Here is a 12,551-nt window from a genome sequence, read left to right as displayed (position 1 = left end):
CGTCTGACACAACGGCGCGCAAAAACTGGCTCTATTCAGAATGCAAAAAGTCTCCCTACAGTAAAAACGTCACCAGCGACGGCCTAACCTTGCCGCTGTCGGCACGCATCTTGCAACGCTTCCAGGACATCTGGAATTCACGTATCGGGTATTGAAACAGGGGTCACACGATGAAAAAAACGATGGGTTCGTATTATCTGGCCGCCGTAATGGCGCTGACCTTTTCTTTGCAGGTGGCTGCGGCCGATTTGCCGGAAATTGAAAAGTCCGGAACCTTAAAAGTGGCAACCGAGGATGACTACGCACCGTTTAACTTTATGAATAACGGCAACGCCGACGGGTTTAACAAGGATATGCTGGCGGCGCTGCGCGAGTACGCCAAATTTAACGTGACGCAAAGTATTTTACCGTGGACCGGATTATTAGCGGCAGTTTCGACCGGGCAATACGATATGGCCTTAACCGGTGCCGTTGTCACCGATGAACGCCTCAATGTTTTTAATTTCACCCCGCCGTGGGCATCGGCTCAGCACTATTTCGTCAAGCGTGCGGGCGATACCTCGTTAAATACCATTGCTGATTTAAGCGGTAAAAAAGTGGGGCTCCAGGCGGGCAGTGCGTTATTGGCCCGTCTGCCTGAACTGAAAGCGATGATTGAGAAAACCGGCGGCAAGCTGGGGCCGGTGGTGGAATATCCATCCTATCCGGAAGCCTACGCTGATTTAGCCAATAAGCGTCTCGACTACGTGATTAATGTGGTGATTTCCGTCAACGACCTGGTGAAAGCCAAGCCGAAGGTCTTCGCCAAAGGGCTGGCGGTTTCCGGCCCTGGCTATATGGCCTGGCCTATTCCGAAAAACTCACCGGAGCTGTTGGCTTACATGACCAAATTTACCAACCATATGCGCGAAACCGGCCAACTGGCGGCGCTGCAGAAAAAATGGTTTGGCGAAACCTATGACGATCTGCCTACCGAACCTATCACCAGCGCCGCGCAGTTCCACAAGCTAGCCGGGCAGTAATGATGGCTGCGGGAAACCGCAGCCCGTTTGACTAAAGGAGGGCTACATGGACTCAATCGCATGGCAGTTACTGTTTGAAGGCGCATGGACGACCCTCTGGATTTCCGCCATTGCCATCGCTTTCGGCGTGGTTATCGGGCTGGTCATCGCCTTTGTGCGAATGATGAAAATTCCGGTCGTCGATCAGATTTTGGTGGTCTATATCAGCCTCGCCCGCGCGACGCCGCTGGTGACGCTGGTGCTGTTTCTGTTTTTATCGCTGCCCACCGTGGGTATTAACCTCGATAAAACGGTGGCCGCGATTGTCGCGCTAACGCTTAACACCTCGGCATTCAACGCGGAAATCTGGCGCAACGCGTTTCGCACTTTTCCTCGTGAGCAGCGTGAAGCGGCCGAGTCGGTAGGAATGCGGCGCTGGCCCTATTTTCGCTACATCATGCTGCCGCAAATGTGGCTGGAGAGCCTGCCGGCGCTGGTGAACGAGATGTCGTTTTTAATTAAAGGCAGCCCGGCGATAGCGGTCATTGGGGTAGTGGATCTGACTCGCGTCACTAACCGAATCGCCTCCGTGACCTATGAACCGCTTTCTCCCATTCTCGCCGCAGGGCTGCTGTATGTGGTGATTATTGGCCTGCTGCTGAAGCTGCAAAGCATGGCGGAACGCAAAGCAAAACGACTGGCGCGCTAAGTCCTGGGAGGAATAATGAATCAATGGGCAATTATCTGGGCTGAGCACGATAACTTTATTGCCGGGCTGCTGGCGACCTTAGAACTTTTTATTATTGCCGCGGTTTGTGGGCTCTTTATCGGCACGCTGCTGTGTTATTTCACCGAATATCAGAAACGGGTGCTTAATAACCTGATCATGGGCTTTGTGAATTTGATGCGCGCCGTGCCGTTTTTGATTCTGGCCTATTTGTTGTATTACGGGCTGCCAGAATTGGGCATCAGCCTCGAGGCGTGGACCGCCGGCTTACTGGCGCTCATTATTTATCACGGGGCCTATTTCTTTGAGATCCTCCGCAGCCAGCGGCGGGTCTTTTCCAACGGCTATATTGAAGCTGCCGTGGTGCAGGGATTCTCTCGTTACACGATATTTCGCCGAATTGTCCTGCCGAATATTTTCTCCTCCGCGCTGCCGCTGTTGGGTAATCAACTGATTATCTGTCTGAAGGATACCGCGTTTCTGAGCATTATCACTGTGCAGGAAATTACCGCCGCCGCGAACAGCGTGCAGGCCACCTACTTCATTCCGTTTAATGCCTTTATTGTCGCTATCGCGCTGTATTGGGCCATCAGCATTGTGCTGGAACTGCTGGTGAAACGGTTGACTGTTTATAGCGCCAAAAGAGGAATGAGCCATGTCTGATATCACGGCGGTAAGCGTCAAAAATGTCTCTAAGCAGTTCGATAACGTTGAAGTGCTGCGCGATATTAATTTGACGGTGGAGAAGGGGACGGTGGTCAGTATTCTTGGCTCTTCAGGCTCGGGAAAATCGACGCTGCTGCGCTGTATGAACTGGCTTGAACAGCCTGACCGCGGGGAAATTCACATTGGTGGGCAGCGTATCGGCGTGGATGACCGCTCGGGTAAGGCGATGTCGCATCGCGATTTGTCGAAAATCCGCGAGCGGGTGGGGATGGTGTTTCAGAGCTTTAACCTGTGGCCGCATCTGACTGTCGAACAGAATGTGATGGAAGCGCTGCTGCATGTGAAGGGTATGAAGCGCGATGAGGCGCGAGAAATTGCCCGCCAGCAGTTGACCAAAGTGGGCATGGATCATAAAGCCGATGCCTATCCGATTACCCTTTCCGGCGGCCAGAAGCAGCGAGTGGCAATTGCCCGCTCGCTGGCGATGTCACCGGAGGTTCTGCTGTTTGATGAACCGACGTCGGCGCTCGATCCCGAGCGCGTAAATGAAGTGCTGAGCGTAATGAAATCGCTGGCGGCGGAGGGATACACCATGGTAGTCGTCACCCATGAGATGGAGTTCGCCCGCCAGGTGTCCAATGAAGTGGTGTTTCTGGAGAAAGGGATTTTGATTGAGAAGGCGCCGCCGGAGATTTTCTTTACCCAGCCGAAGTCTGATAGGGTAAAACAGTTTTTGCAAAGTAGCCGCTAAAGGGGGCTAAGAATGTGCGGGTTTGACCCTCACCCCGCCCCTCTCCCTGGAAGGGAGAGGGAGTATGACGAACCTCACCGTTATCAATTGAAAAAGGCCGTCAGGCCTGGACTCCAGACTTAGTAAACCACGCCGAACTGTCCCCTCTCCCCTTTGGGGAGAGGGTTAGGGTGAGGGGATGTGTCTGCGGCAAACTTAATCCCTATCAATCGCAAACGGCTGCCAGGCCTGGCGTACCGGCATCACTTCAACGCGGTTAATGTTCATATGGTCCGGCAGCGTGGCGATATAAAACATCTGCTCGGCAATATCCAGCGCCGAAAGCGGCGTGGTGCCACGATAGAGCGCATCGGATGCGGCCTGGTCGCCTTTGGTGCGCACCAGCGTAAATTCCGTCTCGGCAATCCCCGGCGCGAGGTCAGTCACGCGCACACCGGTGCCTAAAAGGTCGCAGCGCAGGTTATAGCTAAACTGTTTCACAAACGCTTTGCTTGCGCCGTAGACGTGGCTGCCCGGATAGGGCCACTGACCTGCAATCGAACCGATATTAATAATGCTGGCCCCGGCACCGTGGCGAATCAGCGTCGGTAACAGAGCGTGGGTGACGTTCACCAGACCGGTGACGTTAGTATCAATCATGGTATGCCAGTCCGTCAGATCCACCTTTTGCGCCGGCTGAGGTGCCAGCGCCAGCCCGGCATTATTGATAAGCGCAGTGACATCGGCAAATTCCGCAGGCAACGCGGCGACGGCAGCCGCCACCGCGTCGCTATCCCGCACGTCCAGCTCCATCACATGTACCGGCACCAATGATGCCAGTTCAGCTTGTAAGGCCTGAAGGCGAGTCAGCCTGCGACCGCTCAGCACCAGCCCCCAACCGGCGCGGGCAAAAACATGCGCCGCCGCTTCGCCAAAGCCGGAGGTGGCTCCGGTAATAAACACCACATTACGATTTTCCATTGTGCTCTCCAGTGCAGGTTATTCAGCCCACTATAAAAACCGTGGACGCCCCTGCCGAGGGACAGTCTGTTGATGGCGATGTGACACCGGTGTCACGGCGACAAGGCTACACTGGCTCTATCACTTTCTTTTTCGCCGACGACATGATGAGTCACAGCCAACGGTATGCGAGGAATGACCATGACAGAGTTGAATAACAAAGCGGTACGCCAACTGGACAGAGAGTACGTTTTTCATTCATGGACGATGCAGGGCAACCTAAACCCGCTGGTGATCGCCGGGGCAAAAGGATGTGAACTGTGGGATTACGAGGGGAAAACCTATCTCGATTTCAGCAGCCAACTGGTGAACGTCAACCTGGGATATCAGCACCCGAAAGTGCTGGCAGCCATGAAAGCGCAGTTGGAATCATTGGTGACGATCGCCCCGGCCACGGCGAACCTGGCGCGCGGCGAGGCGGCTAAGCGCATTATTGACCTGGCCCCGGAAGGGTTTAGCAAAGTGTTCTTCACCAACGCCGGAGCCGATGCCAACGAAAACGCCATTCGCATGGCGCGCCTGTATACCGGCCGCGATAAGGTGCTGTCGGCCTACCGCTCCTATCACGGCAACACCGGCAGCGCGATTGCCGCCACCGGTGACTGGCGCCGGGTGCCAAACGAATATTCGCGCGGCCATGTGCATTTCTTTAACCCGTACCTTTACCGTAGCGAATTTAATGCGACCACCGAGCAGGAAGAGTGCACCCGCGCGCTGGCGCATCTGCGGCGGATGATCGAGTGCGAAGGCCCGGCATCGATCGCGGCGATTTTGCTGGAGTCGATCCCCGGTACCGCCGGGATTCTGGTACCGCCTGACGGCTATATGAAGGGCGTGCGGGCGCTGGCGGATGAGTTTGGTATTATCCTGATCCTCGATGAGGTGATGGCCGGCTTTGGCCGCACCGGCAGCTGGTTTGCCTTCGAACAAGATGGGATCGTGCCGGATCTGATCACCTTCGCCAAAGGGGTTAACGCCGGATATGTGCCGGCGGGTGGGGTGATCATCAGTGAGGCGATCGCCCACTATTTTGACGATCACTTCTTTGCCGGCGGGTTGACCTATTCAGGCCATCCGCTGGCGATGGCGGCGATTGTCGCGACGCTGGATACCATGAAAGAGGAGCGAATTGTCGAGAACGCCGCGAGCATTGGTAACGGCGTGCTGCGTCAGGGATTAGAGGCGCTGGCGGCATCGTCACCGTTGGTCGGTCAGGTGCGCGGCCGCGGGGTGTTCCAGGCGCTGGAGCTGGTCAGCGATCGGGCGAAGAAAACGCCGCTGGCGGCGGGCGATATGGCGGAAATTAAAGGGGCGTTAACCGAAGCAGGGCTGCTGAGCTTTGTGGTGGAAAACCGTATTCACGTGGTGCCACCGTGTACCATTACCGCAGAGCAGGTGCAAAAAGGGCTGGGGATTTTGCACGGCGTGTTGGGGAATTTTGCCCATCTGGCGAAGTCGTGATGGGTAAAAAGCCCGATTAATTATCGTGCTGGTCAGCTAAGGGGTATTACGTTTAGCTACTCAGCCGGTTGCGCTCCTTGTTCATCACATGCCCTATAACCTGAATGGCGCAAGGGGCGGCCAATCGCCGCCGCCCCCTGCACCCCCGCGCTCTGGCGGCAGAATCGCCGCTACGCGGTGCCCCTCAGCTTATGCCCTCCGGCTTCCGGGTCGGGCGCGAGGTAACATCCCTGTAAAGCCGCGCCCTCAGCCCACATCCCTGTGGGCTGCCCCGACCTCCAGGCAACGCCTCGGCGATTCAGACGCCACCTATGCCGCTTCCGTTTTTTAGCTAAAAATAAACGTCAGTGTCGCTGGAACCGATGAGTCCCCGCTTGAAATCGGTGAGCCGGAGAAGGGAAGACAAGGTCAGGCCGCCAGGGATGGCGGACTGAGGCGAACCGAGACACGACAAAATTGCCGGGAGCAATGTTGAACAACGCTTGCGTTGGCCCGAAGGGCGAGTCCCAGGGATGGGACGAGTAGCGTCGAGTTTCGCCGTGCCGCAGGCTGGAGTTCGGAGGCGAACGCAGTGCGAAGCACCGATTTCACCGCGGGGCCGCGGGGATTGTTAAGGGGGGCGCGGCGCCCCCCTTAGCCCGTTCACTGATAAAGTTGTTTCATATTCTACAAAACATAAGGTGAACGGAATACCGCACTCAACAGCCAAACAGTTTCATGTTCTGCCAAACATCAAGTGAGCGGAATTTCGAATTACGGCAATATCAGCTCGGACTCCAGGTATACGGAGCCGCCACCCCCAGCGGTAAACCGACACCCCACCACACCAGCAGCAGAATGCTCCACGCCACGAAGAAGGCGATGGAGTATGGCATCATCATTGACACCAGCATACCGACCCCGGCGCCTTTCACGTAGCGCTGGCAGTAGATGACGATCAGCGGGAAGAAGACCATCAGCGGCGTGATAATGTTGGTGCAGGAGTCACCGATACGGAAGGCCGCCTGGGTCAGTTCTGGGGAGATCCCGACCGCCATCAGCATTGGCACCATAATTGGCGACAGCAGCGCCCATTTCGCCGACGCGGAACCAATCAGCAGGTTCACCACGGCGGTCAACACAATCATGCCGATAATCGTGGCCTGGCCCGGCAGCTCCAGCGCTTTCAGACCGTCAGCGCCCATTAAGGCAAACAGCGTACCGATGTTGGAGTCGCTAAACGCTTTGATAAACATGGCGCAGAAGAAGGCCATCACCATGTACGACCCCATCTTACTCATGGAATCATTCATTGATCCGATCACGTCTTTACCGGTTTTAAAGGTGCCAGAGGCGAAGCCGTAGACGATACCCGGGAGGATAAAGATCAGGAAAATTAGCGGTACGATGGATTTCATGATCGGTGCGCTGTAGGAGGTCAGAGAACCGTCGGTACCGCGCAGCATTGAGCCTTCAGGCCAGGCCGCCGCCGCCAGCGCCGCCAGACCCAGCAGCATCACCAGCGAGGCGCGAGTAAAGGCGCGGCTCTCCTGCGGCGTCACGCTGGACATATCTTCATCATGCTTAAAATCGCCGTCGATGGTCATTTTACTGACGCGTGGCTCGACGATACGCTCGGTGACCCACCAACCAACCAGCGTAATGATGATGGAGGACGCGATACCGAAGAACAGGTTACACAGCGTGTTGACGGTGTAGCTGTTGTCCAGCAGTTGGGCTGCGGCTTGAGTAAAACCTTGCAGCAGTGCATCGTTGCCGGTCGGCACCATGTTGGCTGCGAAGCCACCGGAAACGCCAGAGAACGCGGCAGCAATCCCCACCAGCGGGTGGCGTCCGGCGGACATAAAGATAATGGCACCCAACGGGATAACCAGCACATAGCCCGCATCGGCCGCCACATGGCTGAACATGGCGACAAAAATCAGCATTGGCGTCAGCAGTTTTTTCGGCGTCACGCGCAGCATCTTTTTCAGCGCCACGTTAATAAAGCCAGAGCTTTCGGCCACGCCGACGCCCAGCATCGCCACCAGCACGATACCCAGCGGCGCAAAGCCAGTGAAGGTGGTGACCATGTTGGCCAGCGTATTGGTTAGCGCTTCGGCGGAGAGCAGGTTGTTAACTTTGACGGCTTCCTGAGTCATCGGGTTGATAACGTCAAAGGTCATCATCGACAGCACTGCCGACAGCCCCATCACCGCCAGCAGGAAGTAGAAAAAGATCAGTGCCGGTTCAGGTAGGCGGTTGCCCGCTTTTTCGATGGCATTCAGGAAGCCGCTCATCAGGCGACTTTCGCTCACTTCAGTCCGTGTCCGTGTTTGCGTATTCATTCGATTCCTTAATTCAGAACAATTGTTTCATTGTTTGTATGAATATTTCGAATGAATAATAGGGGTAATTGCGTAGTGAAACTATGTTTTTATGGCGGATAAAACTGATGAAAATCGCATTTATTGATTTTTTATACTGGCAATAAGTTTATAGCTGGTTGTTGATTCGGTATTTTCGATTACTGGTCATATTTATGGCTGGGTGTAGAGGGTCAGAATGATATGAGGTTCAATCGCGAACCAACTCAGGCGCGCGGTGAGTGAGAGGGCGGGAATCGCCAAGGTGATACTTTTTTCATCAAGCTGCTGGAAGGTGGCGTCATGAAAATGAGCCAACGTTGGATGGTGTTCCACTAAGGCTTTATAGAGACTCTCTTTTGCCGAAAAGACGAGCGTCAACGCCAGAGGAAAGGGCTGCGGGCATGCGCGAAGTATGGCCAATTCGCTATCCGTGGCAACCTGATGCGCGAGCGTATCAGCGAGGTGAGGAGTAAAAATCGCTTCGATGTCGATACCGACGGGGGCTGTGGACGCGATTGCCACCGCCGTATTCCCACTGTGACTAATGCTACCGTAAAGCCCCGCAGGCCACAGCGGCTGGCGACGATCGCCAATCCCGGGCACGGCTTTTTCACCAAAGGCACGCAGCGCATGCACGGCGGCAATACGTCCGGCGAGATGTTCGGCCTGACGTTTTTTACCTGATTTCGCCAGTTGGGCGTGGTGCGGTAGCCACAGCAGATCGCCTGGGGTAAAGGTGTCGGGCTTAAAATCGATGCGCTGAATGGCGTTGAGGGTGCGGTGATGAGTAAGCATGTGGCTCCTGAAGAACCCTCTCCCGGGCGGGAGAGGGAAATACAGCTTATCAGAAGTGAGTGTTAACGCTCATATACCAGGTACGGCCCGGTTCGTTGTAGGTGTTCGCACCTGCACCGGCCATATAAGCACCCGTTTTGGTATCGCTCACGGTCTGGGCATTACCTTCACGCCACAGGCGTTTGTCGAAGACGTTATCCACGCCGCCGGTCAGGCTGAGGTTTTTGTTCACATCCCAGGTCGCGCTCAGACCAACGATGCTGTACGGGCTGACTTCGCTGGTGGACGAACCAGTCACCGGTTTACCCTGGTAATCATATTTCTTCGGCTGCTGTTTGCCGTACCAGGTGAAGGTCGATTGCAGAGAAACATCCTGATGTACCTGCCAGCTCAGCGTTGAGTTCAGCGTGTACTCCGGAATAATCGACAGACGTTCGCCGGTCTCTTTGTTCTTACTTTGCAGCATGTAGGTGATGTTGTTAGTCCAGTTAACGGTCTCGCTAACTGGAATGTTCAGCGTCCCTTCCAGGCCTTCGACTACTGCTTTCGGGATGTTTTCCCACTGATAGATATCAGTTTTGGTTGTACCTTTGGTGATACGGTAGAGCGGCGTTGTGCCCGCTTCGATCTTATTGCGGTAATCGTTACGGAACCAGGTTACGCCGGCCAGCCAGCCATCACGTTTGAACTCCAGACCAATCTCTTTGTTGATGCTGGTTTCGGCTTTCAGGTCATCGTTACCCAGCATGTAGCAGCCGATACCGCTGGTGGCGCCGGTCGCGAAGCAACCCTGGCCTTTGCTGTACAGGATGTAGTTCGGGTTGGTCTGGTACAGACTTGGCGCTTTATACGCTCGCGCAATGCCCATTTTCAGCGTGAAATCGTCACCCAGCCCTTGAGACAGGTTCAGAGATGGGCTCCAGTTGTCGCCGACGACGCTGTGGTGATCGAAGCGCAGTGCCGGCGTCAGCATGGTGCTGTCGGTCACTTCCATGTTGTTCTCGGCGAACAGTGAGAAGATCTCTGCCTGAGAATACGGGCTACGGGCATCCGTGCTATAGCCAGGAATGTTGCCGCCCATGAAGGTTTGGGTGTTGGAGCTGGAATCCTTCATACGCTGCTGGTTCCACTCGGTACCCAGCGTCAGGTTCTGATTAACCCACAGCTCAAACGGAATGCTGATTTCACTGTGTAGCATCACGTCGGCCAGATCGGTATCGCTAAACTGGTCGCTGTTGAACAATCCTTCCAGGCCGCCGGCAAGACCTTCGCCCAGACGAGAGTTACGGGTATGTTCGTACTGTGCCCAGTTGCTGGTAGTGATGCCGTTATCCCAGCCGCCATTCCAGGTCAGCGCATAGTTCTGGCGATACATACGGTTGGTCTCTTTACCGTAGTATTTTTTCACCAGACCGCTGCTGGCGTTATCGTTGTTGGTGTTCTGGGTATCACCCGCATACAGGTTGCCCTGGCGGCTGTAGCCCGCTTCGAACTCCAGCGATTGCATTGGCGCGAAGTCCCAGCGCACCTGGCCGTTAATATCCTTATTTTCAACGCCTTCACGACCGGCTGGCATGGTGTCGGAGTATGCACCGGTACGTTCAGACTGATGGCCCTGGTTGATATCCCATGCATCGGCCTGGGTTTTATCGAGGTTACCGTACAGACGGAAGCTGAAGTCCCCGCCCAGCGGGCCGTTCAGGCTAAAGTTAGTACGTTTGGTCGAACCTTCTTCCTTGTGCTCAGGCGCGTTCAGGTAGGTATTCCATGAACCGTGCCACTCATCGCCACCTTTTTTGGTGATGATGTTGACCACGCCGCCCGCCGCGCCGTTACCGTAACGGGCAGCGGCTGGGCCACGCAGGACTTCAATGCGTTCAATCATTTCCGGCGGAACCCAGCCGGTATCACCGCGGGTATCACGCTCGCCGCGCCAGCCCTGACGGACGGAGTTACGGCTGGTGACCGGTTTGCCATCGATCAGAATCAGGGTGTTTTCCGGGCCCATGCCGCGAATATCAATCTGACGGTTGTTCCCGCGCTGGCCGCTGGTGGAGTTACCGGTGAGGTTAACGCCCGGCATGGTACGAATGATTTCAGAGACGTCGCGCGCCGGCGGGCGTTTGCGGATTTCATCGGCGGTGATGGTTGAAACGCCCGGTGCCTGCAGGTTCTGCTCGGCGGCGGTGACAACCATGGTTTCCCCATCAGCGTCTTTGGTGGTGGTCTCAGCAGCAAAAGCTGGAGCCGCGACGCCATAAATACCCAAGTTGACCAGGAAGGCCAGGGATTTGATTTTATTATTCATTGTGTGTCCTGCTTTTCGTCGCCGTATGCTGTGTGTATCCATTCCCAAGGGGGACGCTACGACGTGGTTATATGCAATACCCGTCATGCTTCACGCTGCAGATGCGTTGGCTACGCTCTCTTGCCGCCTTCCTGCAGCGCGAATTGTTCAGGGTATTAAGCATGTGAAAGTTGCGCGCCAATACGCTATTGCAAATGCAAATGGTTATCAATAATATTATCAATAAATTTTCATGTGTAACAAGAAATTCCACAATAAACATGGGGTTAACGTGGTGGGAAAGTTAGTGACAGGAAGTGACGCATGGTGGGCGGCAGTAAAAGGTCCGCAATATGAACAAGTTAGCGGTAATTATCAGGTGACTTTCTGGTGGCGTGACCCGGCTGGAAACGAAACCACATCGCCCACTCAGCGAGTCTGGATTTACATTACCGGCGTCACCGACCACCATCACAACTCCGCCCCGCAGACCCTACAACGTCTCCCTCACACCGATGCCTGGTGCTGGACGACAACGCTGCCGCCAACCTGGCGCGGTAGCTACTGTTTTGTCCCTTCCGAACGCGAAGACGATTTTTCCCCGGACATTTTTACCGCTGGTGAACCCGACCGCATGCTGCTGCGTGAGGGCTGGCGCAAGCTGCTGCCGCATGCGATTGCCGATCCTTTAAATCCACATAGCTGGAAGGGCGGGCGCGGGCATGCGGTTTCAGCATTTGAACTGCCGCAGGCGCCTGAACAACCCGGCTGGTCAACGCCAGCCGCCGAATGGCCTGAACCGCAGTGCATGACCTGGCGCAGCGAACGGCTGGGTAATCAGCGCCGGGTATGGGTATTTAGTACCGGCGAATCGTTTGACGGCGAACGCCCGCTGGCCGTGCTGCTGGACGGGCAGTTCTGGGCCGAAAGCATGCCGGTCTGGCCAGCGCTTAGCGCACTGACCGAAACGCAAAAACTCCCTCCGGCGGTCTACCTGCTGATCGATGTTATCGACAATGCGCATCGTAGCCAGGAACTGCCGTGCAATGCGGATTTCTGGCTGGCGGTACAGCAGGAACTGCTGCCGCAGGTGCGGGCGATAGCACCGTTTAGCGACCGTGCTGAGCGCACGGTGGTGGCGGGGCAAAGCTTTGGTGGCCTGTCGGCGATGTATGCCGGGCTGCACTGGCCGCAGCGTTTTGGCTGCGTGCTGAGCCAGTCTGGATCCTACTGGTGGCCGCATCGCGGTGGGCGACAAAACGGCGAAATCCTGGAACAGCTACAGCGTGGCGAACTCAACCCGCAAGGGCTGCGGATCGTGCTGGAAGCGGGAGTTCGCGAACCGATTATTTTCCGCGCGAATCAGGCGCTTTTGACCCAATTACAGCACATGCAGCAGCCCGTTTTCTGGCGTCAGGTTGACGGCGGACATGATGCGCTTTGCTGGCGCGGCGGGCTTACCGCCGGGCTGATGACGCTCTGGAACACCCAGGCCGCAAAGCCGGATTAACGACAG

10 protein-coding genes are annotated in these 12,551 nt (G+C 55.8%); 6 read left to right on the top strand and 4 right to left on the bottom strand.

The window, feature by feature from the left end:
• The first annotated feature begins 170 nt into the window (after window positions 1-170).
• The 4 genes from KCR01S_RS08030 to KCR01S_RS08015 are packed head-to-tail and all read left to right on the top strand — an operon-like array spanning window position 171 to window position 3,145.
• Entirely contained in the window at window positions 171-1,022 is an 852-nt protein-coding gene (locus KCR01S_RS08030) for a transporter substrate-binding domain-containing protein (RefSeq protein WP_061281915.1), read from the top strand.
• A gap of 46 nt (window positions 1,023-1,068) precedes the next feature.
• The gene (locus KCR01S_RS08025) at window positions 1,069-1,710 is read left to right on the top strand and encodes an amino acid ABC transporter permease (protein WP_061281913.1); all 642 of its coding nucleotides are present in this window, start codon (window positions 1,069-1,071) and stop codon (window positions 1,708-1,710) included.
• Between the two features lie 15 nt (window positions 1,711-1,725).
• Window positions 1,726-2,391: an amino acid ABC transporter permease gene (locus tag KCR01S_RS08020; protein ID WP_061281911.1), complete on the top strand. Its 666-nt coding sequence runs from the start codon at window positions 1,726-1,728 to the stop codon at window positions 2,389-2,391.
• The gene (locus KCR01S_RS08015; RefSeq protein ID WP_061281909.1) at window positions 2,384-3,145 is read left to right on the top strand and encodes an amino acid ABC transporter ATP-binding protein; all 762 of its coding nucleotides are present in this window, start codon (window positions 2,384-2,386) and stop codon (window positions 3,143-3,145) included. Before KCR01S_RS08020 ends, KCR01S_RS08015 begins: the two co-directional genes overlap by 8 nt.
• Window positions 3,146-3,340: 195 nt before the next feature.
• Here the strand turns inward: KCR01S_RS08015 and KCR01S_RS08010 are convergent, their stop codons facing one another.
• The gene (locus tag KCR01S_RS08010) at window positions 3,341-4,105 is read right to left on the bottom strand and encodes an SDR family NAD(P)-dependent oxidoreductase (RefSeq protein ID WP_061281906.1); all 765 of its coding nucleotides are present in this window, start codon (window positions 4,103-4,105) and stop codon (window positions 3,341-3,343) included.
• Window positions 4,106-4,270: 165 nt separating this feature from the next.
• Here KCR01S_RS08010 and KCR01S_RS08005 point away from each other — a divergent pair, with 165 nt between their 5' ends.
• Complete coding sequence (locus KCR01S_RS08005) at window positions 4,271-5,605, top strand: aspartate aminotransferase family protein (RefSeq protein ID WP_061281903.1); 1,335 nt, start codon at window positions 4,271-4,273, stop codon at window positions 5,603-5,605.
• 764 nt (window positions 5,606-6,369) lie between these two features.
• Here the strand turns inward: KCR01S_RS08005 and KCR01S_RS08000 are convergent.
• From KCR01S_RS08000 to KCR01S_RS07990, 3 genes are all read right to left on the bottom strand, one after another.
• Window positions 6,370-7,932 carry an AbgT family transporter gene (locus tag KCR01S_RS08000; RefSeq protein WP_061281901.1) on the bottom strand — a complete coding sequence of 521 codons (1,563 nt, stop codon included), beginning with the start codon at window positions 7,930-7,932 and terminating at the stop codon, window positions 6,370-6,372.
• 192 nt (window positions 7,933-8,124) lie between these two features.
• Entirely contained in the window at window positions 8,125-8,748 is a 624-nt protein-coding gene (gene entD, locus KCR01S_RS07995; protein WP_061281898.1) for an enterobactin synthase subunit EntD, read from the bottom strand.
• Between the two features lie 49 nt (window positions 8,749-8,797).
• Entirely contained in the window at window positions 8,798-11,056 is a 2,259-nt protein-coding gene (locus KCR01S_RS07990; protein ID WP_061281896.1) for a TonB-dependent siderophore receptor, read from the bottom strand.
• A gap of 232 nt (window positions 11,057-11,288) precedes the next feature.
• Here KCR01S_RS07990 and fes point away from each other — a divergent pair, with 232 nt between their 5' ends.
• Window positions 11,289-12,545, top strand: a complete 1,257-nt coding sequence (gene fes, locus KCR01S_RS07985; RefSeq protein WP_061281893.1) for an enterochelin esterase — start codon at window positions 11,289-11,291, stop codon at window positions 12,543-12,545.
• Window positions 12,546-12,551 lie beyond the last annotated feature (6 nt).

Source organism: Kluyvera cryocrescens NBRC 102467, assembly GCF_001571285.1.
In the GTDB taxonomy this organism is placed as follows: Bacteria; Pseudomonadota; Gammaproteobacteria; order Enterobacterales; family Enterobacteriaceae; genus Kluyvera; species Kluyvera cryocrescens.
This window is presented reverse-complemented; position numbering and strand designations above follow the sequence as displayed.

Coding starts and splice junctions, on each gene's coding strand:
- KCR01S_RS08020 (WP_061281911.1), top strand. CDS start 1,726: ATGAATCAATGGGCAATTATCTGGGCTGAGCACGATAACTTTATTGCC.
- KCR01S_RS08000 (WP_061281901.1), bottom strand. CDS start 7,932: ATGAATACGCAAACACGGACACGGACTGAAGTGAGCGAAAGTCGCCTG.
- entD (WP_061281898.1), bottom strand. CDS start 8,748: ATGCTTACTCATCACCGCACCCTCAACGCCATTCAGCGCATCGATTTT.
- KCR01S_RS08005 (WP_061281903.1), top strand. CDS start 4,271: ATGCGAGGAATGACCATGACAGAGTTGAATAACAAAGCGGTACGCCAA.
- KCR01S_RS08015 (WP_061281909.1), top strand. CDS start 2,384: ATGTCTGATATCACGGCGGTAAGCGTCAAAAATGTCTCTAAGCAGTTC.
- KCR01S_RS08010 (WP_061281906.1), bottom strand. CDS start 4,105: ATGGAAAATCGTAATGTGGTGTTTATTACCGGAGCCACCTCCGGCTTT.
- KCR01S_RS08025 (WP_061281913.1), top strand. CDS start 1,069: ATGGACTCAATCGCATGGCAGTTACTGTTTGAAGGCGCATGGACGACC.
- KCR01S_RS07990 (WP_061281896.1), bottom strand. CDS start 11,056: ATGAATAATAAAATCAAATCCCTGGCCTTCCTGGTCAACTTGGGTATT.
- KCR01S_RS08030 (WP_061281915.1), top strand. CDS start 171: ATGAAAAAAACGATGGGTTCGTATTATCTGGCCGCCGTAATGGCGCTG.
- fes (WP_061281893.1), top strand. CDS start 11,289: ATGTGTAACAAGAAATTCCACAATAAACATGGGGTTAACGTGGTGGGA.